The 24,560-nt window shown below is 51.6% G+C and carries 22 protein-coding genes; 13 read left to right on the top strand and 9 right to left on the bottom strand.

Going from position 1 to position 24,560, the window contains the following annotated elements; all coding sequences use genetic code 11:
* The first annotated feature begins 193 nt into the window (after positions 1-193).
* From BMY09_RS00110 to BMY09_RS00100, 3 genes are all read left to right on the top strand, one after another.
* Entirely contained in the window at positions 194-1,204 is a 1,011-nt protein-coding gene (locus tag BMY09_RS00110; protein WP_091352307.1) for an AraC family transcriptional regulator, read from the top strand.
* A 298-nt stretch (positions 1,205-1,502) separates the two neighbouring features.
* Positions 1,503-2,036 (top strand): hypothetical protein, encoded by a 534-nt coding sequence (locus BMY09_RS00105; RefSeq protein ID WP_091352305.1) that lies wholly within the window; start codon positions 1,503-1,505, stop codon positions 2,034-2,036.
* Positions 2,037-2,045: 9 nt separating this feature from the next.
* Positions 2,046-3,536, top strand: coding sequence for a di-heme oxidoreductase family protein (locus BMY09_RS00100; RefSeq protein WP_091352302.1), 1,491 nt, complete (start codon positions 2,046-2,048; stop codon positions 3,534-3,536).
* 60 nt (positions 3,537-3,596) lie between these two features.
* On the opposite strand, the gene BMY09_RS00095 is transcribed toward BMY09_RS00100, so the two are convergent.
* Together BMY09_RS00095 and BMY09_RS00090 are read right to left on the bottom strand one after the other, a co-directional pair.
* The gene (locus BMY09_RS00095; RefSeq protein WP_091352300.1) at positions 3,597-4,169 is read right to left on the bottom strand and encodes a hypothetical protein; all 573 of its coding nucleotides are present in this window, start codon (positions 4,167-4,169) and stop codon (positions 3,597-3,599) included.
* Positions 4,170-4,238: 69 nt separating this feature from the next.
* Entirely contained in the window at positions 4,239-5,873 is a 1,635-nt protein-coding gene (locus BMY09_RS00090) for an acyl-CoA synthetase (RefSeq protein WP_091352298.1), read from the bottom strand.
* A 487-nt stretch (positions 5,874-6,360) separates the two neighbouring features.
* On the opposite strand from BMY09_RS00090, the gene BMY09_RS00085 reads away from it, so the two are divergent.
* Together BMY09_RS00085 and BMY09_RS00080 are read left to right on the top strand one after the other, a co-directional pair.
* Positions 6,361-9,204 carry a cache domain-containing protein gene (locus tag BMY09_RS00085; RefSeq protein ID WP_091352295.1) on the top strand — a complete coding sequence of 948 codons (2,844 nt, stop codon included), beginning with the start codon at positions 6,361-6,363 and terminating at the stop codon, positions 9,202-9,204.
* A 36-nt stretch (positions 9,205-9,240) separates the two neighbouring features.
* On the top strand, positions 9,241-9,948 hold the full coding sequence (locus BMY09_RS00080) for a response regulator transcription factor (protein WP_245756465.1): 708 nt from the start codon (positions 9,241-9,243) through the stop codon (positions 9,946-9,948).
* A 104-nt stretch (positions 9,949-10,052) separates the two neighbouring features.
* Here the strand turns inward: BMY09_RS00080 and BMY09_RS00075 are convergent, their stop codons facing one another.
* Positions 10,053-11,504: a xanthine/uracil/vitamin C permease gene (locus BMY09_RS00075; protein ID WP_091352293.1), complete on the bottom strand. Its 1,452-nt coding sequence runs from the start codon at positions 11,502-11,504 to the stop codon at positions 10,053-10,055.
* 671 nt (positions 11,505-12,175) lie between these two features.
* Here BMY09_RS00075 and BMY09_RS00070 point away from each other — a divergent pair.
* On the top strand, positions 12,176-12,400 hold the full coding sequence (locus BMY09_RS00070; protein WP_139203110.1) for a hypothetical protein: 225 nt from the start codon (positions 12,176-12,178) through the stop codon (positions 12,398-12,400).
* A gap of 176 nt (positions 12,401-12,576) precedes the next feature.
* On the opposite strand, the gene BMY09_RS00065 is transcribed toward BMY09_RS00070, so the two are convergent.
* The 5 genes from BMY09_RS00065 to BMY09_RS00045 all read right to left on the bottom strand — a co-directional run bounded on the left by BMY09_RS00065 (position 12,577) and on the right by BMY09_RS00045 (position 16,813).
* The gene (locus BMY09_RS00065; protein ID WP_091352288.1) at positions 12,577-13,338 is read right to left on the bottom strand and encodes an ABC transporter permease; all 762 of its coding nucleotides are present in this window, start codon (positions 13,336-13,338) and stop codon (positions 12,577-12,579) included.
* 1 nt (position 13,339) lies between these two features.
* Positions 13,340-14,269, bottom strand: coding sequence for an ABC transporter ATP-binding protein (locus BMY09_RS00060; RefSeq protein WP_091352285.1), 930 nt, complete (start codon positions 14,267-14,269; stop codon positions 13,340-13,342).
* A gap of 62 nt (positions 14,270-14,331) precedes the next feature.
* A complete protein-coding gene (locus tag BMY09_RS00055; protein ID WP_091352281.1) occupies positions 14,332-14,967 on the bottom strand; it encodes a LysE family translocator in 636 nt (211 codons plus the stop codon).
* A 74-nt stretch (positions 14,968-15,041) separates the two neighbouring features.
* Positions 15,042-15,851, bottom strand: a complete 810-nt coding sequence (locus BMY09_RS00050; protein WP_091352279.1) for a helix-turn-helix transcriptional regulator — start codon at positions 15,849-15,851, stop codon at positions 15,042-15,044.
* A 17-nt stretch (positions 15,852-15,868) separates the two neighbouring features.
* Positions 15,869-16,813, bottom strand: a complete 945-nt coding sequence (locus BMY09_RS00045; protein WP_091352274.1) for an AEC family transporter — start codon at positions 16,811-16,813, stop codon at positions 15,869-15,871.
* Between the two features lie 447 nt (positions 16,814-17,260).
* On the opposite strand from BMY09_RS00045, the gene BMY09_RS00040 reads away from it, so the two are divergent.
* From BMY09_RS00040 to BMY09_RS00025, 4 genes are all read left to right on the top strand, one after another.
* A complete protein-coding gene (locus tag BMY09_RS00040; protein ID WP_091352272.1) occupies positions 17,261-18,199 on the top strand; it encodes a 3-carboxyethylcatechol 2,3-dioxygenase in 939 nt (312 codons plus the stop codon).
* A 53-nt stretch (positions 18,200-18,252) separates the two neighbouring features.
* Entirely contained in the window at positions 18,253-19,452 is a 1,200-nt protein-coding gene (locus tag BMY09_RS00035) for an acyl-CoA dehydrogenase family protein (RefSeq protein ID WP_091352270.1), read from the top strand.
* Between the two features lie 69 nt (positions 19,453-19,521).
* On the top strand, positions 19,522-20,073 hold the full coding sequence (locus tag BMY09_RS00030; protein WP_091352267.1) for a flavin reductase family protein: 552 nt from the start codon (positions 19,522-19,524) through the stop codon (positions 20,071-20,073).
* 81 nt (positions 20,074-20,154) lie between these two features.
* Entirely contained in the window at positions 20,155-21,018 is an 864-nt protein-coding gene (locus BMY09_RS00025; protein WP_091352265.1) for an alpha/beta fold hydrolase, read from the top strand.
* A gap of 74 nt (positions 21,019-21,092) precedes the next feature.
* Here the strand turns inward: BMY09_RS00025 and BMY09_RS00020 are convergent, their stop codons facing one another.
* Positions 21,093-21,875, bottom strand: coding sequence for a DNA-binding transcriptional regulator (locus BMY09_RS00020; RefSeq protein WP_091352262.1), 783 nt, complete (start codon positions 21,873-21,875; stop codon positions 21,093-21,095).
* A 324-nt stretch (positions 21,876-22,199) separates the two neighbouring features.
* Here BMY09_RS00020 and mhpD point away from each other — a divergent pair, with 324 nt between their 5' ends.
* The 3 genes from mhpD to dmpG all read left to right on the top strand — a co-directional run.
* Complete coding sequence (gene mhpD, locus BMY09_RS00015) at positions 22,200-22,985, top strand: 2-keto-4-pentenoate hydratase (protein ID WP_091352259.1); 786 nt, start codon at positions 22,200-22,202, stop codon at positions 22,983-22,985.
* 71 nt (positions 22,986-23,056) lie between these two features.
* Positions 23,057-23,965 carry an acetaldehyde dehydrogenase (acetylating) gene (locus BMY09_RS00010; RefSeq protein ID WP_091352256.1) on the top strand — a complete coding sequence of 303 codons (909 nt, stop codon included), beginning with the start codon at positions 23,057-23,059 and terminating at the stop codon, positions 23,963-23,965.
* Between the two features lie 15 nt (positions 23,966-23,980).
* Positions 23,981-24,560 (top strand): 4-hydroxy-2-oxovalerate aldolase (dmpG, locus tag BMY09_RS00005; protein WP_139203109.1); only part of this gene is annotated, 580 nt, incomplete at its 3' end.

Below are 24,560 nucleotides of genomic sequence, written 5' to 3'. Positions count from 1 at the left end.
AGCACTCACTTTTAGATTGCGGTTTCTTATTGAGATCTAGTTTGCCTGTTGTCAGCCAGGACAACAATAACGAAAAAAGCCTTATAATTGACTTTTTCGGACACAACAAACCATTTAATTTCGGATATTTCTGATAGTATCGGACAAACAGCTCCATTATAGGACAATCATTTAATGTTTCTGGTACCCGTTTATGAGCTATAACCATCACTCGATCTCGATTCACTTTGCCAATGCGATGCTCAAAGGTGCACGCGCGAACGGGCTGAATGAACAGCAGCTGTTACGGGAGGCCGGGCTTAACAGTGAACTGTTAAGAAACCATGAAGTGCGCATCACGCCGATGCAGCTTAGCCGCCTGGTCCAGTCGATCCTGCGGCATAGCGATGATGACTACCTTGGCCTTGCCAGCCCCCCCTGTCGTTTTGGTGTGTTCGCAGTGATGTGCCGTATGGTGATCCATTGCACCGATCTGCAGCAGGTGTTCACCCAGGCGGTTCATTTTTATAACCTGCTGGTGCCAGCCTCCCACATGACGATAACTGAAACGGACGACCGGGTTATTTTCACCCTGGACCTGACCCATCCGGAGAAAGATCCGGATCACGCCCTGATCGATTTTCTGCTGTTGCTATGGCACCGTTTTCCCAGTTGGCTGATTGGCCAGCGGATTCCGCTGAAACAGGTTGGCTTTCGTCATTCAAAGCCCGCCCACTTCGAAGAATACCGTTTAATGTTCCCCTGCCCTTCAGTGTTCGACCAGCCCCATAACAGTCTGACCTTTGACCGGGCAATCATGAATGCGCCGGTGGTACAGACTGTTCAGAATCTCAGCAGTTATCTGCGGCGCGCCCCGCTGGACTGGTTTAAGCGACAATCCTATTACCCGGTGTATACCCGTAAGGTGATGGACTACCTCGAAAACGCCGAATCGATGGTCGATACCAGTATGGAAGATATCGCCAGCCAGCTGCATACCACCTCCCGGACCCTGCGGCGTAAACTGGATGAAGAGGGCACCAGCTTTCAGGAGATCAAGGATGGTGTTCGACGGGACGAAGCGATTCACCTTCTGAGTCAGCCGAACCTGCCAATTTCCAGGATCGCCAGACGACTGGGTTTCGCCGAAGCCGCGGCCTTTACCCGGGCTTTCAAACACTGGACCGGCATCTCTCCCAGCACTTACCGCAAATCAAAAGGCTAACCCTGAGGTGTTAACTTCTGTCCGATTAGGTCAAAAGACTGACTGCTCAGGCTATCGTCACAGCCTCGCATAACCGCCAGAATATACACCGTATAAACGCCCTCCAGCTCACAGCCTCATGTCTGTGAGCTTTGCATTCTTAGTTTATTATTCTCACCGGCAGCTGCTTCGCAGTTGCCGGTTTTTTTATTCTACCATTCAAAGAATCATTCTAAATCTGTCAGAAAAATGGCTTATATTATTGTTTTAATTATGCATTAATGATAATAATTCTCATTATTTTCAATAAAAACCGCCCATGACAGAACTCCAACTGCTCTATTTATCACAGTTATTTCGCATCTGGACCGTAGGACTGTGTCTGGGCACATCCACTATCGCCATGACGTTCTACTTCTACGTGGTCAGTAAGGGCTTCACCCTTGCCGCCGAAAACAGAATGATGCATATCGTGTATACCGTTCTGAGAATAGGTATGGTGCTGGTTGTGATCTCAGAATTGACGACCTTTATCTATAATTATCGCATTAACAACTTTATCTACTGGACAGATAATCCAGAGTTTATGATGAGGCTGACAATTTTCTGCGTGATTGTCAGCAATGCAATCGCCATGCAAAACCGCTGGATCACCATGTGGCTGGGGCCCGTGATTGCCGGCGGTTCATGGTACGCTTACTTTTTCTTTTCTGTCTGGATTGAAACAGAATCTACCTATCCAACATTGTTACTCGGTTACGGTTACTGGCTGGTGAGTGTGGCGGTGCTTCTGTCAGCGTTGCGCCTATATCTGACCAGACACTCGTCAGATGGCCCTGCGAATAACCGGTAACTGATTCTGATGATGGCTAAAACACGCTACAGTAAAGTTTCCCGGTTACCGCCCCCGACATTCATTATTGCGTTTGTGTCACTGATGGTAGCCATCAGCTTGCTGAGCTATCAGGCTTACCAACTATTATGGCGCCCCTATAATGGATATGGCGAAGTCCGGATAAACTATCGCCAGAGCCACCAGAAAGACAGTTTCAGCGCTGGGGATCTGACCCACTTCCACTCAGATAACAGCGCTTTTGAACAGTCAGCCCCCAACCTCTCTTCGGGACTTGAAGCCGCATTTGAGCGGGGCGACAAACTCTTTGGTCAGGCCTTCTCTGCTAGCGACGGTCTTGGTCCTCTGTTTAACAACGCCTCCTGTGATGCCTGTCATCCTGCTGATGGCAGAGCACAACCTCCGGTTGGGCCAGATGAACCGATTGAAGGCGGTTTTCTCAGGGTTTCTATCCCCGGCATCGGCCTCTATGGTGAACCGTTGTCCCCCCCGGGCTATGGTCTGCAAATCAGTGACCGGGCGATAAAAGGGGTAAAGCCTGAAGCCCGTGTGCGGATAAAATGGCATGACACTCAGGGCGCGTTCCCTGATGGAGAGTCTTACTCCCTGCGCAAACCTGAATTTCTGATAAAAGATCTGGCCTATGGTGCGCTTCCGCCGGATACACAGATCACTCTGCGCCTCGCACCGCCGGTCTTTGGCCTGGGCCTCCTGGAAGCCATTCCGGAACGTACACTGCTATATTGGGCAGACCCGGATGATCTGGACGGTGATGGCATCTCTGGCCGCCCAAACTATGTCTGGGACCTCGAACGCGGAGGCAAAGCCATCGGCCGCTTTTCCTGGAAGTCCAATGCCTTCGATATCCGCCAACAGGCCGCCACTGCAGCCTTTAACGATATGGGGATCAACAATGAGCTCTTTCTGTATCGCTATGATGATCAGAGTAAGGTCCATAAAACCCGTCAGAACTGCGAACCAGAACAACTCAGCTGTCTCCGCGCCTTCGATAGCAAAGAGTTCGAGCTCCGGCCCGATCAGTTAAAAGACCTGACCACCTACCTGCAGCTGCTCGGTGTGGTCTACCGGCGTAATATGGAAACCCCACAGGTGCAGCAGGGTATCGCCCTGTTTAACAAAATCGGATGCGAGAAGTGCCATAAATCCCGGGCAATAACCGGTGAACACGAAATTGCCCGATTGGAAAATCAGTTGATTCGTCCCTATACCGATCTGCTGTTACACGACATGGGTGAAGGTTTGTCGGGGGGACCGGATTTCGAAGCCACTGCTCAGGAATGGAGAACCGCGCCACTGTGGGGGATCGGCATGACCCGCACCGTTAATGGCCATACCCATTTTTTGCACGATGGCCGGGCACGTAATATCCAGGAAGCGATTCTCTGGCATGGCGGCGAAGCGGAACAGGCCAGACAGAAATATATTCATCTGAAGCGGGAATCACGGCAAGCGATACTAAAATTTGTCGGTAGCCTGTAACACGATTATCCGACGCTGAGACACCGCTTTTTACTATTTCCGCTAATATACCTGAACAGGTTAACCGATCTGTTTTCCACCTGCCGGTTGAGTGAACAGGCCTACTCTCTGGGGCTTCTGCGGCAATACAACCGGGCTTGCCACTGAAGCTGGGTGGCTGTAAGCCGTATTCAGCAACGACACCCGCACCGTATGCATCCCATTGCCAATTTCGCGAATAACCAGAGTGCGGTAGAGCTGAGCGTCTTTAACCGGATCAGACTGGGATAACCGAAACGCCAGCAGCTCGGCCAGCATGGTGCCGAGCTGACTCTGACCCTCGTTGTCACCACGACCGATAAACATCAGATCAGGGGATAGCAACTGAATGATTGCGACACAGTGTTCAGCCAGTTCCATCGGCCCCGGGCTGCGGTCACAAGCGCTGAATTGCGTCGAATCAACCCCCTGTAACAGCAACCCAGTACGCACCGGTTCACTTAAAGGCTGTCCGATTGAAACAACGACGACCTCATGAGCCCGCCCGCTCTGCTTCAGTGTTAACGCTTCAGTGATACTCTCCTGCGCCTGACGCCCCACAGCAGACCAGTTATCTGCGAAGACGTCGGGTGTCAGTATTACGGCTATCTTCATTATTATTGTTCCGCCTGACTTTGAGTGGCGAAGAAGTGAACCCTCTCCGCACAAGTTACCAGTCTGGACTCACTGCAGCTCTTTCGCCTTCTGCCGCAGTATAAACTTCTGGATTTTACCGGTTGAGGTTTTCGGCAGATCCCCGACAACAACCCGTTTGGGGGTTTTAAAGTGCGCCATATTAGCCCGGCAGAAATCGATAATCTCCTGCTCGGTGACCGTTTCGCCCTCGGTTGTGGTAATAAATGCGCAGGGGGTTTCGCCCCACTTTTCATCCGGCCGGGCAACCACTGCCGCATCCTGAATTTTAGGATGCCGGTAGAGCACATCTTCAACCTCGATACTGGAGATATTCTCGCCACCGGAGATAATCACATCTTTGGAACGGTCTTTAATTTCGATATAACCATCGGCATGCCATACCGCCAGATCGCCAGAGTGGAACCAGCCACCTTTAAACGCTTCATCGGTGGTCGATGGATTTTTCAGGTAACCTTTCATCACCAGATTACCCTGCATAAAGATCTCACCGATAGTTTCGCCATCTTGTGGCACCGGCTCCAGAGTATCGGGATCGGCCACCATCAGACCATCCAGCATCGGTGCACGCACCCCCTGTCGGGATTTCAGCCGGGATTTTTTCCCCTCATCGAACTCATCCCACTCCTCATGCCAGGCACACACCACCGATGGACCATAGGTTTCGGTCAGGCCATACACATGGGTCACTTTAAAACCCAGCTCCTCCATGCCCTGAATCACTGAAGCGGGTGGCGCCGCTCCCGCCGTCATCACTTTCACCTGATGTTCGATCCCCGCTTTCATCGCTGCAGGCGCTGAGTTGAGCATATTCAACACAATAGGTGCACCACAGAAATGGTTCACCTGCTGCTCTTTGATCTGTTCAAAGATGATATCGGCCCGCACATGACGCAGGCTGACACTGGTACCGGCGGCGGCAGCAATCGACCAAGGGAAACACCAGCCATTACAGTGGAACATCGGCAGAGTCCAGAGATACACCGGGTGTTGCCCCATATCCCAGGAGACGATATTACTCACGGCATTGAGATAGGCTCCGCGATGATGATACACCACTCCTTTAGGGTCACCGGTAGTGCCGGATGTATAGTTAAGGGTGATCGCATCCCATTCATCTGCAGGCTTCACGCCAGTAAATTCGTCATCCCCTTCCGCCAGAAACGCATCATAGGTCAGGTCACCGATCAGCTCGCCTTCAGCATAGGTTGGATCATCGATATCGATCACCAGGATTTTTTTACCGATCATTTTCAGGGCTTTACGCACCACAGTGGAAAACTCCCGCTCGGTAATCAGGACTTTGGATTCCGCATGCTGCAAGACGAAGGCGATCGCTTCTGCATCCAGCCGGGTATTGATCGAGTTCAACACCGCGCCACTCATCGGCACGCCAAAATGAGATTCAAAATGTTCAGGCAGGTTAGGCGCGATAATGGATACGGTATCACCACTGCCGATCCCCCGCTGCACCAGCGCACTGGCCAGACGACAGCAGCGCTGATAGGTTTCTGCCCAGGTTCTGCGCTGCGCACCATGAACGGTGGCAATACGGTTTGGATAAACCTTAGCACTGCGTTCCAGAAAGCTCAGCGGCGTCAGCGCCGTGAAGTTGGCCGCATTCTGATCGAGGGACTGATTATAGACATTATGATGTTCAGACATTGTATTTTCCTGTACCTGTTTTCGACCGGTTCACATGCTCAGGTCCGGCCAGTCGATCTGAAAAAAGTATTTAATGGAAGCTCCCTCACGGGAGTATGCTGGTCAGGTCGGGATGCCGACACCTGAACCACCCGGCCTGTGGGCGCAAGAGTAAAAGGTGGGATAACTGATGAGCATTAACCAGCAACACAGCACCGTAGCCGATCCATAGCGGCTCAGCTCAGCTGTGAAATAATTGTGTGGATACAGAGAAGGCATCTTTACTCTCTCCCGGCCATTGCTGCTGGCCAGCGTTTTTATTGTTATCGGTCACAGTATTGAGTCTGTGATTTTCTAACAGTAAAACCGATAATCATTGCCGCAATTTGTCTGAAATATAACGAAATGTAACAGCCAGTATGGCGACCTGACATTTCCTATAGAATGACAGAACAATAATAATGGTACGGTGACAGACGACAGCACTATGCTTTTCAGATCGAAACTCATGCAACGCTTCTTCGTGACTCTGCTGATAATCATCTCGATGATTTTTATCACGGTGTACTTTTATTCGGTGCCGGTGATTAAGAAAAAGGTGTTCGAGATTGAACGCAATTCCAGCGCTATCGCCCTCAACAGCGTCTTTTCCCTTGCCAATAAGATGTACGCCGATACCAAAAAATACCGCAGCCAGGCACTGGAATCCCATAAGAAGCGTCTGCGTACCGTAGTTGATCTGGCCGACTCATTCTTCGACAGTGCGGTTGCCGAAGCGCGTCGTAACGGTCTCAGCGAAAAGCAGGCACGTCAGGTTGCTTTCGAGCAGCTGAGAAGCTTTAAATACGGCGACAATGACTATATCTGGATCGCCGATCAGCATGGCATCCTGCTATCGCATCCAGACCCGCGCTATCAGGGTAAAGATACCGCGACCCTGCACAGCCAGGAGGGTGACAGTGAGGTTCGCGCAGTCATCGATCTGGCATTACGCCAGGGAGAGGGCTTCTACCAGTACAAATGGAACCGGCTCGACTCCGAAAAGCCGCTGGATAAGGTCTCATTTGTTAAAAACTTCCCCGACAAAGGGTTTGTGATCGGCTCAGGGGTTTATCTGGATGACCTGGATGCGGATATCGAGCAGATCCGCAATGAAGCACTGATTGAGCTGCGCGAAGGTATCAGGGATATAAAAATCGCCTCCACCGGCTACCTGTTTGTTTTTGATGCCAGCACCAATATGCTGATCCACCCGAACTCAAATATTGCAGGTAAAAACTTCCTCAAACTGACAAATCCGGTGACAGGCAACTCTATCGCCGAAGATCTGATTCAGGTCGCTGATACCGGTAAAGAACTGTATTACAAATGGGACCGGCCCGATGACCCTGGCAACTACAGCTATGAAAAACTCTCACTGGTGCGTTATCTGCCGGGGTTTGACTGGTATATCTGCTCATCGGTCTATGTCGATGAATTGCGCAGCAGCGCTGAACTGCTGACAGAAAGAATCATCACTATCGCAGTGATCGCACTGTTTGTTGCACTGCTGCTGATGTTGCTATTCAGTCAGTGGATAACCCAGCCGATCAAACGACTGGCAGATACCGCGGTCAGGGTATCGGAAGGTGAGCTATCGGCTAAAAGCGGTATCCGCCGAGATGATGAGGTGGGACTGCTGGCTTACACCTTCGACACCATGGTGGAACGCCTGCGCGACTCGATTAAAAATCTCGACAGCAAGGTAGAACAACGCACCCATGCATTAGCCGAAAAAAACCAGCAACTGATCATCGCTTCAGAGTCGATGGCCAGTGCCAAGGAAGCGCTGGCACAATCAGAACAGCGTCAGCGACAGATTCTGGACGCCCTGCCCGCACAGATCGCCTATCTCGATACCTGCCTGAACATTCTGTTTGTCAATCGGGTGTTCGCCGAGACATACCATCAGGATAAGGCCAGTATGATCAATAAGCCCCTGCAGCAGGCGATTGGAGAGACCTGCTTCAACCATATTCAGTGGCAACTTCAGTCCGCCCTCAGGGGGCAACAAACGGCAGGCGAATATACCGAACCTCTACAGCAACGACAGGTGATCTGTAAACGCACCCTGATCCCCTGTTTTAATCCGGATAATAAGGTTAATGGTATTCTGATTCTGACCTTCGATATCACCAGTGAGAAAGATGCCGAACGGCAGTTAAATGAAGCGCAACGGATGAATGCCGTGGGTCAGATGGCGGGAGGACTGGCCCATGATTTTAATAACCTGCTGACCATTATACTTGGCAACCTGCACTCGGTGGGTGACCGCTACAGCGGGGATGATCAGCTACAACGTTATCTTGAACCCGCCATCCGAGCCACCCGACGCGGCGCAGACATCACCAGCCGGCTACTGTCATTCTCCCGTCGACAACCGCTCTCGCCAACGCTGATTAATATCGGGCAGATGCTCAAAGACTCCCTTGAACTGCTGTCCAGCTCGCTGCCGGACAATATCACGATCCGCATCAATAACACTCCGTCAGAGCTGCAGCCGTTTGCAGATCCGGGCAGGCTTGAGGATGCCCTGGTCAATCTGGTGTTCAACGCCCGGGATGCGATGCCAGAGGGGGGCGAAATCAGCTTCACAACCCAGAGTATAGCGGTGCAGCATCGTCTGATCATGGACGAGCTGGTAACGCCCGGTAATTACTGCGAAATCTGTATCAGCGACACCGGCACGGGCTTCTCCGATCAGGCGTTGCAACAGTGTTTTGAACCTTTCTTTACCAGCAAAAGCAATGGTGCAGGTTCCGGTTTGGGTCTGAGTATGGTGTACGGTTTTGTTAAGCAGTCAAAAGGCTATATCAGCATTCAGAACGCCGCCCACCGGGGCGCTACTATCACCCTTCTGCTGCCGGCAAAAGCAGCCAGAGAAGAGAGGTTAAATGATCACCCCGGCGCACAAGAGAACACGCTGAAGCAGGAGGGCAAGCTGGTATGCCTGGTCGAAGATGATCCGGATGTCCGCTCGGTGGTGCGTCAGCAACTGATCGACCTGGGATTTGATGTGATCGACACCCATAGTGCTGAAGAAGCGCGGCGTCTGATCCCTCTGCTACCGGAACTCCATGCGCTGGTTTCAGACGTCATGCTGCCGGGCAACCTCAACGGCATTGAACTGGCAGACTGGCTGCATCAGCAACATAACCGTTGCAGAATTATCCTGATCAGTGGATATTCTTACCAGCAAAGCGGTGATAAGCCGATCAATCCGGCCTTTCTGCTGCTGAGCAAACCCTTTGGGATTGCGGAATTGAAAAAGGCATTTCATGATAGTGAGAAGCGCTATGCCGGGTTGGATTAAACTCCCTGACCGCTTCTCTCTTTGCGGAGGCAAACCTTGAATAATAATAAAATGATCTACGTAATCGATGATGAGAAGGATATCTGCCAGATGGTCAGCCTGGAGCTGGAACAGTTTGGCTATTCGGTGCGCAGTTTTACCACCGGGGCACAGGCCTGCCATGCCATCCGCACCCGGCCACCAGCCCTCTGTATTATCGATCTGGGCCTGCCCGATATGGACGGTATGGAGCTGGTTAAGCAGCTGTGCGACAAACACAGTGTTGGCGTTATGATCCTCTCAGGGCGTAACAGCGTCCCCGACAAAGTCCTGGGACTGGAACTCGGTGCTGATGACTATATCGTCAAACCCTTTATCCCCCGGGAGCTGGTCGCCCGGGTGAACAGCCTGCTCCGTCGGTTGGAAAACAGCGGGCCTGATCCCAAAACAGAGACCCGCACCGCCCAATTTGCCAACCTGAGATATGACCCCAAAACACTGACCCTGATCACCGGCGATGGCAAACAATCAGAACTCAGCTCAGCGGAGCATGTACTGCTGATCAGGTTGCTGAAAGCGCCAAAAACCATTCTTTCAAGAGATCAGTTGATGGGGGAAACTACCGGTCCGTTTGACCGCAGCATCGATGTCAGAATGTCCAGGGTGCGCAAGAAAATTGAGCAGGACCCAAAAAACCCTGAGATCATCAAAACCATCTACGGCGTAGGCTATATCCTCACCACCGATGTCAGTTGGACCCCCTGAACATCTGCTCAGCAGAATAAGCCAGAAAAAACCCGGCAGATGCCGGGTTGGTCTTACTGGGGGTTCTTATTTAACCAGTTGAGACAAAGTCCTCAGCCCGCTGACTAAACCGTTTCTGATGGTGACTTAGCTGCCGCCTCTTTAGCGGCAGCCCTGGCGGCCTGCCCCTGAGATTCCTCTTCACCGTCGGCAAAGATCACCTCATCGGCAGGATTGTGCTTACCCAGTAGCTTTGGCCTCTCGATCAGGAAGTAGAGAATCAGACCGATTGCCACCGCATACACTGTTGACTTGGGATCGGGCATCGCCAGGGTTACCGCAACGATACCCGCTACGCCCCGCTCGACAGAGTTTTTCAGCTGTTCCATACCCACCATGATGCAGATATAAGCGGTCAGCACCAGCGTCAGCGAAAGCGCGATGGGCAGTACCGGTTTAAACAGGGTGACCAGCGGTAACACAAACAGTGCGACCAGGCCGGTTAGCCAGAACGTGCCGCCCCCGCTGTAGATCGAATCCATCGCCTTGCGACCCATCGCATAACGCTCCGCAACCGTCGCATGGGCTGCGGTCCACAGCGGACCTGCAAGACCCGGCCAGGGCGCCAGAAATGCATGCAGACAGTTACGCATAGCGGTCACCAGATGCACCCGGTCGACACTGTCTTCAATACTCTCATCTGAACGCAGATGATCAACCCGCTTCACCAGGGTAAAGCCGACAATAATGTCACCAAAGGCGATCACATAGGCGATCACAGCGGTAGGAATCGCCAGCAGGAAAACATCCCATCCGGGAAAACCAACGGTAAAGGTAAGATACTGCCACATCAGTGCAAAGTCCGGGTGAGTAATGCCCCACTGAATATCCGGCAGTGGATATTCGCCCACACTCCAGCCAACAACCATCGCCAGAATCATCCCCGGCACCATACCGAAATTGGCAATTTTCTTCGCCAGCGGATTACTGTCGACCACGTTTTTAAAAGAGAGGGAGAACAGCACATAGGCCGAGATCAGCGAACCGATAATCAGGGACACCGGTGTTGCGTCAATACGACCACCCACTTTCAGCTCGCCCATCATCGCCGCGATACCGGCACCGATAATAATACCGGATTTCAGTGAATTGGGGATGATATCCACCAGCTTTGAACCGAGTCGGGTTACCCCCAGAAACAGAAAGATAAAGGTCACTTCCAGTTGCAGCGCAAACATCGCTTTAATCGCATCCGGCCCCGGCTCAAACCCTTTCAGATAGAGCAGAACCACCGGTATTGCCGGGGTTATCCAGCCAGGCACCAGCGGCACCCCCAACAACGCTGGCAGGATATATCCCAACCCAGCAACAAAGGTGAATGCCAGGGCCGCTTCATAGGGCATCCCCAGATATTTTTCCAGCAGCGGAATCATCGCCAGGCCAACCACAAACATGATTAACCCCTGAATCATCTCAGGGGTTTCCCAGCGGTAGTGAATAAAAGGTAGTCTTATTTTAAAAGGACCTGCAGGCCAGTAGGGCTGCTCAGCACCGAACTCTCGAGTCTTTAACGGCATTATTGTTATTCCTGTCATTATTATTGCTGTGTTTGTCAGATCGGGACAAACCAGGTTGCTAACTCCTGACCGGTTCTCTCACCCGGCAGGACAGCGTTGCGCAACAGCCATTTAACAACAGGAGTTTTGCTGCAATCTTTCTCAGAAATAACGAAATGTATCAAGCCGCCAGAGTCGATCATCCGCAAGGAAACGTGTGCCCGTTATTGTTCACAATGCAGAAGCAGATAAGGAAACCAGGGACAGCAATTGTCGACTACAACCGGAGCTAACTTCTTGATTTTTTGCCCATCTATCTACCAGGCAAACAATAAATTGCTGTGATTTACCAACCAGCGGGGATGATGCAAAACACAAATGCACCAAGATAGGTCACAAAATTACACCATTCAGAACCCCGTCCCTCCTTTCTATAAACAGCACAGCTCAGCTCAAATTTCAGCCAAAAAAAGAGAGAACGCCACTATAGCTATCTATAAGCTACAGACTGATATAACGAGAAAATATAAATGATTAGAATAATTCATCATTCAGATGAAAAAGTATACTTTGTCACTGGAAGCAATTCTGGATAATCTGCGCGCGTAAACAAAGTTTGCACTAACAGTATGCAATTAAAGAATGACTGCATCACAAACGCACCAATAATGTGCATAATGAGAGATAAGATCATGCTAACTACCTTCTACTACATCGACCTTTACAACAAACAGCAACAGAACCAGCCAGAAACTGAGCGTGAATATTTCCTGCGTATGGCTCGTGAAATGGAACAAGCCCGTATTCTCGAGAAGCGTCAGGCAAGAAAAGCAAATATTAAGGCTATTTTTGTCGCAGCACTGAACCTGTTCAAGGCCAAGCCTGTTCAGGCTACTGACTCCGTTTTCGGGCATTGATAGGATGCTGGTGAAAATGCAGCTTAGCCCGGCAACTTCCACTATTGGACAACCGGGTTACGCTGCAGATACGCTAAACTGTCACTGCTTAAATTTTCAACTGAACTGATACCTCCCCTGACCTCTGAAATCAGCTTCTCAGCTTCCAAAACTCCGGTTACCTGCCCGCATAATGATTAAGTTCTGATCCGATATCCGGTACGAAAGATCCACCACACCACCGTCAGACAGATCAGCAGAAACACCATCGTCATCCCCAGACTGACCGCCACATTGACGTCTGCAACTCCGTAAAACGCCCAGCGAAAACCACTGATCAGATAAACGACCGGATTAAACAGCGTCAGCGTCTGCCAGGGTTCCGGCAGCATACTGATAGAATAAAACGCGCCCCCGAGAAAGGTCAGCGGCGTGATAACCATCAGCGGTATCACCTGAAGTTTCTGAAAATCATCGGCCCAGATACCGATAATGAAACCGAACAGACTAAAGGTCACCGCAGTCAGGATCAGAAATGCCAGCATCCAGACAGGATGTTGAATATGGTAATCAACAAACAGCTGGGCAGTCAGCAGAATCAGCAATCCCAGGGTCACCGATTTAGTGGCGGCAGCGCCGACATAACCGATCACAATCTCCATCGAAGAGACCGGTGCGGATAAGACTTCATAGATAGTGCCGGAAAACTTGGGAAAGAAGATACCAAACGACGCGTTGGAGATACTCTCACTCAGCAGAGACAGCATCACCAGTCCCGGAATAATAAAGGCACCATAGCTGATCCCCTCAATATTACCCATACGGGATCCGATCGCGGTACCGAACACAATAAAGTAAAGCGAGGTAGACAGCACCGGAGAGGCAATACTCTGCATCAGGGTACGGAAGGTACGCGCCATCTCAAATTTATAGATCGCCCGGATTGCATACAGATTCATCTTACTGCTCCTTCTCGTGAACCAGACTGACAAAGATCTGCTCCAGTGAACTTTCACTGGAGTGCAGATCACGGATCTCCAGCCCCTGCTCGGTCAGCTTGCGCAATAACCGGGCGATGCTGTCGCTCTCCTGACGACTGTCGTAACGGTAACAAAGGGTATCGCCATCCTCTGCCAACTGCAGACTGAACTCCGCCAGCGCTTCCGGGACTTCACTGACGGGTTGCTGCAGACGAATACTCAGCAACTTACTGCCCAGTTTATCCATCAGCGCCTGCTTCTCCTCCACCAGCAAAATCTTACCTTTACGGATAACACCGATGCGGTCCGCCATCTCTTCCGCTTCTTCGATATAGTGCGTTGTCAGGATAATGGTAACGCCCTGCTCTCGTAGCTCCCGAACCATCTGCCACATATCTTTACGCAGTTCGACATCCACGCCGGCGGTGGGCTCATCGAGAAACAGAATATCCGGCTCATGGGAGAGCGCCTTGGCAATCATCACCCGGCGTTTCATCCCCCCGGACAGCTCCCGCATCTGCGCATCTTTTTTATCCCACAAAGACAACTGGCGCAGTAGTTTTTCAATGAACTCGGGGTTAGCGGGCTTACCAAACAAACCCCGGCTGAAGCTGACTGCCGACCAGACATTTTCAAAGGCATCGCTGCACAGCTCCTGCGGCACCAGACCGATCTTACTGCGCGCCGCACGATAGTCTTTGACGATATCGAAGCCATCGGCCAGCACGGTGCCTTCCGAGGGGCTGCTGATACCGCAGATAATACTGATCAGGGTGGTCTTTCCTGCGCCGTTTGGCCCCAACAGAGCGAAAATCTCCCCCCGGTGAATCTCCAGATCGATATTCTGGAGTGCCGTAAAACCGGAGTCATAGGTTTTCGTCAGGCCGCTGACACGAATAATTGATGGCATGGTGCTCCCTCTGAACAGATAAGAGCCACATAGTAACCGCTGAATCATAAAGACTGTAGTGGCTATCGGCCAGATTGCAGAAACAATCCGATACCCAATGCAGCCAACACCCCACCAGCACCTCGTTCAATCAGATGAATACTTTGGCCAAGCATCTTTCTGACCCGCTGCAGACCGATAGCCCGGGCGAGTAGCAGATCCCAACATAGCACCGTCGCAAACATCCACAAGCCGCAGAATATTTGTTGCGCCAGTGTGGCATCCGGCCCGAGAATAACGGTCATCAGACTCATATAAAAAAGTGCATTTTTGGGATTCAATAACGCCGAATTAAGCCCTGAAATCAACTGACGTCGAATGCTGGGTGCATGGCCTGCTGAATCTCCGGTAACAAAATCACCGGCCTGACTGCGTAACAGTTGAATACCTATCCACAGCAGATAGATCGCCCCCAACGTTTCGATAATGCTGAATAGTTGCGGGCTGTCGCGAATGCCACTCCAACCCAGTATTGCGATAGCGATATACACGCCATTGCCCAGCGCTACGCCAAGGCAGATAAAACGGCTACCGGCCAGACCATGGCGTACGGCACTCGCACTGATGAGAAAAAAATCCTGGCCCGGGCTTAACAGCGCGACGAAGTGTGCCAGAATCAACGCGGGAAAAGCAGCAGGAATAAGATAATCAAGGGACATAGAGCCTCCGTCACAGATAGATACAAGAAACGGAGTTTGGCAGAGCATACAAACGAATGATTGTGCGAAATTGATCAGCTCTGCTGATACTGCCCCGGAGTTGACGCAGTGTAGTTAACAAAGGTGCGGTGAAACTGACTCTGATCGGAAAAACCCAGTTGCCCCGCCACATCAACAATCGGCACCCCCTCACGCAGCAACAGCTTGGCCTGTTCGATACGGGCATTATTCACCAATGCCTTTGGCGTAATACCGTAATGACGGCGGAACCTCCTGATCACTGCCTCCGGTGTACAGTCGCTGATTGCGGCAAGTTCCGCCAGTGCCGGAGGATGTTGCAGATCGGCCAGCAAACGCTGCTTTAGCTCAACGCAGCGGTGATCTCTGTCACTGCCCTCTTCTGCAGGGCTGCAGTATGGCAGCAACAGCTGAGTGGCCAGTCGCTCCAGCGTTATCGGGATCACTCCGCCATCCTGACGCTGTAACTGTTCGACCAGGGTCAGAAAGGTATCAATCACCTGCTGATCACGGATCAGAGTCTGCTCGCAATAGAAATGCGTCACGTCAGATCCATAGAAGGATGATAGCCACTGCAGACACCAACTGGCCTCAATATAGAGCATATAGTAGCCACGACTACCATTTTCGAGGGGGTTACAGGCGTGAACCCTGTCGGGTTCGATGATCACCAACTCCCCTGCAACGATCCTCTGTTCGTCGCCTTTACAGCTGAAGCAGGTCTCCCCGGAGTGCAGCAGACCGATTGAAAACTGTCGATGGCTATGGGATTTATACCCCTGTCGGCTGTCCCATGTAGAACGCAGCTCCATCTGCGGCATCCCTGGCAAACGTATAAACTGCTGTTCGATATCCCTGACCTTCATCCTCTGCGCTTGCCCTGTCACTGTATCAGACTCAGCAAACTCAGCATCAGACTGATACTGAAAAACGCCAGCACGGTAGTCACCGTCAGCACCCCGGAACAGTAGGCTTGTTTACCATACTGCCCCCCCACAATAGGGTAGATACTCAGCATCGGCGATGCCGAAAAGATCACCACCGCCAGCTTCAGCATCAGATCCATATCGGGCACCACGAAGATCACCAGACACAATGCAATCAGCGGTTGTAGCAACAGTTTAAAACTGGCAATCATGAGGATATCTTTGAACGATGCACTAAACGCTGCGCCAACCAAAGAGCCACCAATAATGACCAGTGCCACCGGTGCTGCTGCCCCAGCCAGCAGGTCCATCCCCCGGCCAAGAAATCCCGACGCCTGAAAACCGATCAGCGACGCGAATACACCGGAAAAAACCGCAATAATAATCGGATTCCTCACCAGCCGACCCGCGACCGTGATAACGATCTTTTTCGGGCCAATACCGGTGTCACCATGGGTTTCCATCAACGCGAAGGCGAGCGGAAACAGGACAATATTCTCCACCATCAGCGACATCGCAAACGCCTGAGTCGGCGCATCTTCAGCAAAATACTGCAACAGCACCGGCAAACCGATAAAGGCACTGTTAGGGCAGGCACTGCCAAAACCTTTGAGGCCGGAAAAGCTGGTGCTATTGTTGAGCAAAAAACGGCTAATGCAAAAAACAGAGACGAATGAGACGAGGCAACTAAAGCTGTACACCATCAGGTATTGGGGGTCGATCAGTACCCCCAGATCCAGTTGCGATATTTTCTGAAACATCAGCACCGGCAGCGCCAGAAAAAGCACAAAGCGACTCATCCCCGGTAGCGCTTCCCGGGGAATAATACCGACCCGGGTGGCAACAAAGCCGACCAGAATCAACAGGAAAATAGGCGCGGTAATACCGATTATCGTTAGCATAGCGATTGTGATACCGAATCAAAGCGTGAATAAACAAGAAACTGTCAAGGATTGTTGAGGTGGTAAACATACCGCTATAGGGCTACCTGACGCAAGTGCAGCAAGCGGCTAAAAGCAAGCACAATGTCAGGTTTCAGCGTGAATTTCACACCCCTTCCCCCTGACGACAACATCTATTTCTGTGCACTAAGTGCACCATCAGACTGTTTTTTATTGCCCTGCAATAGCCCTCATCTCTACACTGGCCTCACTCTGAAATGACGCCTGGTTAACCCCCATAGACTTGCCTGAGTTACCTAAAGCTCACAACGCGTCATCTCAGAATTCAAATAATAAATCGCCTTTCCAGGGCTGAGACCGTCCCATGGAAAGAGCTAAGAAAACACGCCGATTAATGGAAAGCAAAGTGCATTGCCTTCCCCTGACCGGCAGGTTCTGGAGTCCCGCATGAGTGTAATGTTGAAGTGTCTGTCTCACACCCCCCTGAGAGACTATAACGATCCTGACGCGAGCATCGTCAATGAGGTTAATGAGGTGATTGCTAAGGCCCGTGCCGAGGTTGAAGCATTCGATCCTGAGCTGATCATCCTGTTTGCACCAGATCACTATAACGGCCTGTTTTATGATCTGATGCCACCCTACGTTATTGCTACTGCGGCGGAATCTGTCGGTGATTACAGCAGTCTGCCTGGCCATCTGAGTGTTGATTCTGATACCGCAATGGAGCTGGTGAAATTCCTTTTCGCCAACGGCATCGATATGACCCTGTCGCACCGTTTGCAGGTCGATCACGGTTGCACCCAGACGCTGGAAGAGATGACCGGCAGTCTGACACGTTACCCGGTGGTACCGATCATCATCAACTCTGTAGCGCCACCCTTCTGCCCCTACGCACGCATCCGCAAACTCGGCGAGATCGTCGGCCAGTTTATTGCGGGACTGGATAAACGTGTGCTGATCCTGGGTACCGGAGGACTGTCACACGAACCTCCCGTGCCGCTGCTGGCGGATGCCCCGGAAGAGGTGGCTGAATTTCTGATTGCCGGACGCAACCCTACCCCGGAGTTCCGTGCCGCCCGTCAGGAACGCACCATCGCCGCCGGTAAGATCTATGGCAGTGAGCTGTGCGAACAGACCCCGCTCAACGCAGACTGGGATCTGACCTTTATCCAGACACTGATCGATGGCCGGGTGGCCGAGATTGATGAACTCTCCATTGAGGAGATCTCGCAACAAGCCGGACGTTCAGCGCACGAGGTACGCACCTGGGTGGCTGCCTTTGCTGCGATCGGTGCAACCGGATCAGTAACCGCAAGAAAAGATTATTACCGCGCAATTAACGAATGGATTGCCGGGTATGGCGTTGTCAGCGCCGAGTCGGCCTGATCCGACCCGGACTGATGCCAGCAAATAATAAATAGAATTTCAGGAGAACATCGATGAACAATATGACTGTCCAGATCCCAACCGAAGAAGAGATCGTAGCCCGCGCAACTAAGATGATTCCGTGGCTCAGAGAGAAAGCCGATGCCGTTGAAAAAGCCCGCATGGTGCCGGAAGATACCATTCAGGCGTTTCAGGAGGCAGGCTTCTTCCGCATCCTGCAACCAAAACGCTGGGGCGGCTATGAGATGAACCCTAACGTGCTTAACAAAGTTCTGATCGAACTGGCGCGCGGTTGCCCTTCCAGTGCCTGGAACGTGATGGTATTGGGGGTGCACCCGTTCGAGGTCGGTTTGCTGGACAACACCGTCGGTGATGAACTCTGGAGTGACGATAGCAGCCGTCTGATATCCTCGTCCTACGCCCCTTTCGGCACGGTGAAAGCGGTTGAAGGCGGATACATTCTGAATGGCGAGTGGCTGACATCAAGCGGTTGTGACCATGCGGCAGGTGGCGCTTTTCTCGGTGGTCGTGTCGCCGATGCCGAAGGCAATATGGAGTTCCGCTCTTTCTGGGTGCAACGCTCTGACTTTGAGATTGAAGATGACTGGTTTGTTGTCGGCCTGGCGGGCACCGGTAGTAAGAAGCTTCTGATTAATGAGGTATTCGTCCCCGCCTATCGCAGCCATGTCATTGGTGATTACTGTGATGAGACCCACGGTCATGTAAACAACCTGTATAAGATGCCGTTCTTCGGCGTGTTTTACTCTGCGGTCTCTTCAGTCATCATCGGTATGGCTAAAGGGATGGCTGATCTCTATATCGAACATATGGTGCCACGTCAGAACCTCAACCAGGCGGTTGGTGCTGCCGTCAATGACCCCTTCATCAAAGGTAAGCTGGGTGAAGCTCAGGCTAAAATCACCGGCGCTGAAGCACGGGTGCTGATGAACACCGAGGAAGCCTGGAAATATGCGTCAAAAGGTGAGCTGGTACCCACCGATGTCCGCGTGCGTACCTTCGCCACCAACCAGTTTACCGGTGGTGACTGCTTTGAGGCCGCCCATATGATCTTCAAGAAAACCTCAACCCGTGGCGTCTGGTTGTCCAGCCCGATGCAGCGTCAGTTGCGCGACATTCTGGTGGGTGCGAACCACATCACTCAGAACCAGGACAACATTGGCGAACTGCTGGGTGGACAGATGCTGGGTAACCCTCTGCCACAACCCAATCCATTCGGCGTCAAAGCCCAATAAACAATAATAGCCACACCTGAGGCAGGGGCACGTCCCTTGCCCGGTATAACAATTTTAAAGGGTGCAGAGATGAATAAAGAGATAAATCAGGTTCTTGACTGGACGCCTAACGCAAAATTAGCGGCGATGCCAACTGTGACGTCAGACGACCACCGCTACGGTATGCGCCACTTTGCAGTGGGAGTAACCATCATCAGCGCATCAGACGGTGAAAACAAAGCCGGTCTGACCGCCACAGCGGTCTGCTCGGTTACGGCTGATCCTCCCCGACTGGTTGTATTCGTGAACAAAGATGTCGCTGCCAGTGAGATCATTTTGAACAGCGGCGCACTCTGTGTGAACATTCTTGCCAGTGAGCAGGAAGAGATTGCCAAGGTCTTTGCTGGCATGAACAAAGAGGTTCACGGTGAAGCACGTTTTGAATATGGCCAATGGCGTGAACTGGTGACCGGAGCCCCCAGCCTGGACGGCACTCTGGCCAATTTTGACTGCCGTGTGATCAAAGTGTTTGATGAAAGCACCCATCATGCGTTTCTCTGTGAAGTGATGGCCACCTGCGAGCGGGATGATGGCGAAGCACTGATCTATCTGAATGGAGCCTTTCGCAGCGTCCCTCAGTAAGTGCACAAACAATGAGATAAACCAGGCCCTGTCATACAGGGCTTATTGCGTTCGCACATAACGAATTAAAAGGCAGAATCTATGACTACGATTGAAATCAGTGAAGCCTCCAGCAGCAAATTTATCGATATTGTTGCCGAAGGTAATCCCTATAAGATCCACTACAACGAACTGGGGACCGGTGAGCAGGTGGTGATTATGCTGCACGGTTCAGGCCCCGGCGCCACCAGTTGGGCTAACTTTAACCGCAATATCGAGCCTTTTGTTAATCAGGGTTATCGTATTATTTTGCTGGACTGCCCCGGCTGGGGTAAAAGTGACCCGGTTGTCTGCACCGGTTCCCGCTCCGATCTCAATGCCGCCTGTGTCAAAGGCGTAATGGACGGTCTGGATATCGAAACCGCCCACCTGATCGGTAACTCCATGGGCGGACACAGCGTGGTGGCCTTTGCCCTCAGCTGGCCCGAACGGGTTAACAAACTGATTCTGATGGGTGGCGGTACCGGTGGGCCAAGCCAGTTTGTACCGATGCCAACGGAAGGGATCAAACTGATTCAGGCGCTCTATCGCAACCCCGATCTGGAAGCACTGAAAAAGATGATGTCGGTGTTTGTTTACGACAGCAGCCATCTGACCGACGAGATGTTCCAGCTGCGTCTGGACAATATGTTGTCCCGTAAAGATCATCTGGAAAACTTCGTTAAAAGTCTCGAAGCCAATCCAAAACAGTTCCCTGATTTTGGTCCGCGGCTGGCAGAAATTAAGGCAGAGACGCTGGTTGTCTGGGGACGCGATGACCGTTTTGTGCCAATGGATATCGGCATCAAGCTAATTCGTGGCATCCCTAATGCACAGTTACATATCTTTAATAATTGTGGTCACTGGGCACAATGGGAGCATGCAGATACATTTAACAGAATGGTGCTGGATTTTCTGCAACATTAATTAAATACCGGCGTATTACTTTCTAACAATCCTGTTTTAAAATATTTATAACCACTGCTATACAATAGCAGTGGTTATAACTGTTCCTCTATTTTCTCAATAACATCATTAATTTTCTTCAGATATTTTTTTGCTGCTTTTTCAGTGGGCATCGCTTTGGCGATATACACCAGGTTCAAACATCCCACCACTTCATCTTCACGCATAATCGGCCGGGCAATTGCTGCAATATTTCCCTCATCTCCCCAGTCCTGATTATTGGCACCGTAACCCTGTTCCCGGGTCTGACGTATTACCCGACGTACATAATCTTCATCATTAGCATGCATTCCCTGCCTGTCGTTATGCTGCCGCAACCGCTCCAGTATTTCGTTACGTTCAGCTTCCGGGCAGTAGGTAATATAAGCTCTTCCGGTAGCCGTCATCAGCAGTGGCAGCCGCCTGCCCACCATATCCCGGTGAAACGATAGTTTGCTGAAACGGTGGGTTGTCTCGCGAATAACCATCGCGTCACCATCCAGCGTGCAGAGATCTGTTGGCCATATAACCTGTTGTAATAACTGACCTAATAGTGGCGCAGCCAGCTGAGATATCCACTGAGCATCCTGAAATCCTTCACTCAGCTGTCTGACCTTAAGCGTCAGCTGATAACTGTCATCAGACGGGCTGCGCCGCACATAACCTTCCCCTACCAGGGTTTCCAGTAGTCGTCGGACGGTGGTGCGGTGAATACCACTCCAGTCCGCCAGATCACGGATTTTTGCCCCACCATGGGCGCGATTTAACAGATAGAGTAACTCAAGCCCCCGGGTAAGGCCCCGCACATTCTTATACTGCCCCGTTTCTTCAGTTTCCATGATTCAGTACTCATATGACCATATCAGAATGTGCACTTAGTGCACACTACAGCAGTTTTTAATTGTAGCCTGCTTAACCATTTTTTTATACTGACACAATAATTATAAGTATTAAAAAATAATAATAGTTATTCACTGGGTGCTGCAAAATGAATATTCTTGTCGCTGTCTGTCTATTTTTTCTGTCTCGCTATTTATTGCCAATTTCAATAAAACCCCAAAGAAACAAGCACTCCGTTTCAGCTTTAAAGCATCGAAGCAATATTTTTAACGCACTCCTTCTTAATATCATTTAGTCAGCCGAATTTAAACAGGATTACACCGATGTCAATTGATCTGGATCTGATCGCCAAAAACCTGCGTGAAGCAGAGCTTCATAACGAAGCAGTCGCCCCCATCCGGGAGATCATTGGAGAAGACAACGCCGAAGCGGCATACAGAATTCAGCAGCTCAATACTGAACATGCCTGTCATACCGGGCGTCGTGTTGTGGGCCGTAAGATCGGTCTGACTAACGTCAAAGTGCAACAACAGCTTGGGGTAGATCAGCCTGACTTCGGCACTCTGTTTGCGGATATGTGCTATGGCGACAACGAAACGGTTCCGGTCGACCGGGTGATGCAAGCCAAAGTCGAGGCGGAACTGGCCCTCATACTGACCAAAGACCTGCCCGAAACCGATACTACTTTTGCTGAGCTGATCGATGCCATCGGCTGGGTAATGCCGGCGATTGAGATCGTCGGGAGTCGCATCAATAACTGGGACATCAGTTTTGTCGATACGGTGGCTGATAACGCCTCCAGCGGTGCGTTTGTGCTGGGTGACGCGCTGCGCTGGCAGGGTGGCATCGATCTGGCAAAGATTAATATGACCATGACCCGCAACGGCACCGGGGTTTCTTCAGGCAGCGGTATTGAATGTCTGGGGCACCCGCTCAATGCAGCTGTCTGGCTGGCACGCACCCTGAGCAAGTTAGGAACCCCTCTTAAAGCGGGCGATATTGTCCTGACCGGAGCACTGGGACCGATGGTAGCGGTAGAGCCCGGCGATCAGTTTGAGGTGCTGATCTCATCAATTGGCCGGGTCAGCACTCAATTCAGCCAGGCCTGACTGGACTGGACAGCAATCCGCTCTGCAAAGCGTTGCTGCCAATACAATTCGTTGTTTGAAGGATTTTCCCTATGAAAAAATTAAAAGCAGTGATTATCGGGCCGGGCAATATCGGTACTGATTTGCTGATGAAGATGAAACGGTCTGAGTGGATCGAACCGGTGTGGATGGTGGGGATCGACCCGGAATCCGATGGTCTGAAACGCGCCCGCGAGATGGGTATTAAAACCACCGCTGACGGCGTTGATGGGGTGCTGCCGCACGTCATCGAAGATGATATCCGCGTCGCTTTTGATGCTACCTCGGCCTATGTTCATGCCGAGAACAGCCGCAAGCTGAACGAACTGGGCGTCATCATGATCGACCTGACACCGGCGGCGATTGGCCCCTTCTGTGTGCCACCCGTCAACCTGCGGGCACACGCACAAAATCTGGAGATGAACGTCAACATGGTCACCTGTGGTGGCCAGGCAACGATCCCGATGGTCGCCGCTGTGTCCAGCGTGCAGCCGGTTGAGTACGGTGAAATTATCGCTACCGTCTCCTCTAAGTCTGCTGGCCCTGGTACCCGCAAAAATATCGATGAGTTTACCCGCACCACCGCTGGTGCTGTCGAGAAGGTCGGCGGCGCGAAAAAAGGGAAAGCGATCATCATTATCAACCCCGCTGAGCCACCGCTGATGATGCGCGACACCGTGCACTGTCTGACGGAAGGCGAGCCGGATCAGGCGGCCATTACCGCCTCCGTTCACGCCATGGTGAAAGAGGTGCAGAAATATGTACCCGGTTATCACCTGGTCAACGGCCCGGTATTTGATGGCAACCGGGTCTCTATGTTTATGGAAGTGGAAGGTCTGGGTGATTATCTGCCGAAGTATGCTGGCAACCTGGACATCATGACCGCAGCAGGACTGCGCACCGCTGAGATGTTTGCGGAAGAAGCCGCTAACGGCAATATTACCCTGCCAGCACGCGGCTAAGTGGAGGAGAAAACAATGAATCTGAAAGGTAAAAAAGTAGTCCTCCATGACATGAGTCTGCGGGACGGTATGCACGCCAAGCGTCACCAGATCTCTCTGGAACAGATGATGAATGTCGCCACGGCACTGGATGAAGCGGGTATGCCGCTGATCGAAGTGACCCACGGTGATGGTCTGGGCGGCACCTCGGTAAACTACGGTTTCCCAGCGCACAGCGATGAAGAGTATCTCGGTGCGGTGATTCCGAAACTGAAAAACGCCAAAGTCTCCGCCCTGCTGTTGCCCGGGATCGGAACGGTCGATCACCTGCGCATGGCGAAAGATCTGGGTGTGAATACCATCCGTGTTGCCAGTCACTGCACTGAAGCCGATGTCACTGAACAGCACATCGGTCTGGCCGCCAAACTGGAGATGGATACCGTCGGTTTCCTGATGATGGCGCACATGGCCAGCCCGGAGAAGATTCTCGAGCAGGCGCGGCTGATGGTCTCTTATGGCGCTAACTGCATCTACTGCACCGACTCCGCCGGTTACATGCTGCCGGATGAAGTGACCGAGAAGATCGGTCTGCTGCGAGCTGAACTGGATTCCTCTA

The organism is Amphritea atlantica (genome assembly GCF_900111095.1).
GTDB lineage: Bacteria > Pseudomonadota > Gammaproteobacteria > Pseudomonadales > Balneatricaceae > Amphritea > Amphritea atlantica.
The sequence above is the reverse complement of the archived record's forward strand: the minus strand, read 5'-3'. Positions and strand labels throughout refer to the sequence as shown.